This is a genomic window from Vibrio sp. 1078-1, from assembly GCF_033340475.1.
The window spans coordinates 1-671 of record NZ_JAWOWM010000410.1; the positions used below are offsets into that span (position 1 = coordinate 1).

2 pseudogenes are annotated in these 671 nt (G+C 45.5%); one reads left to right on the plus strand and one right to left on the minus strand.

What is annotated here, in order from left to right:
- A pseudogene (locus tag R7190_RS27885) lies at nucleotides 1-405 on the plus strand (FAD-dependent oxidoreductase); the annotation flags it as partial.
- Between the two features lie 129 nt (nucleotides 406-534).
- Here the strand turns inward: R7190_RS27885 and R7190_RS27890 are convergent.
- Nucleotides 535-671 (minus strand): annotated as a pseudogene (locus R7190_RS27890) (GNAT family protein); the annotation flags it as partial.

Genomic DNA, 671 nt, shown 5'->3' on the forward strand with positions numbered 1-671 from the left:
ACACTGCAAACAACGCGTGATGACGATATTTTTGTTATCGGCGACTTGGCGCAATGCACACAACCAGATGGCTCATTTGTGCCACCTCGTGCGCAAGCTGCGCACCAAATGGCTAGCCAAGCGTTCAGCAACATTGTGGCGAAGCTAAATGGTCGTGAGTTGAAAAACTATGTGTACAAAGACCATGGTTCTTTAGTGTCTCTAAGCCGCTTCTCTACAGTAGGTAGCTTGATGGGTAACTTAACCAAAGGTTCGATGATGGTTGAAGGCCGTATTGCACGTGTTGTTTATATCTCACTATACCGCATGCACTTGATGGCACTTCACGGCGTGTTCAAAACAGGCTTGATGATGCTGGTTGGCCGCATTAACCGTGTATTGCGTCCAAACCTTAAGCTTCACTAATATCGGCGATTCAGCCAGTTTCAGTGTTGAAACTATAGAATAGAAAAAGCCACCGCAAGTCGGTGGCTTTTTGTTTCTGTATTGTTCCGTACCAAATAAGACTGACACCTTCTAATGCTTACCGCTGTGTCACCCCAAATGAGTTAGCAGAATTCCATACACGACGCCATCTTTTGGTTTGCCATGGAAAATAAATCGATTTCTGGCGATGGCTTCTTTTTTTGCTCCAACGGATTCGATCAAAGCTTGGCTGGCGTTGTTATCAG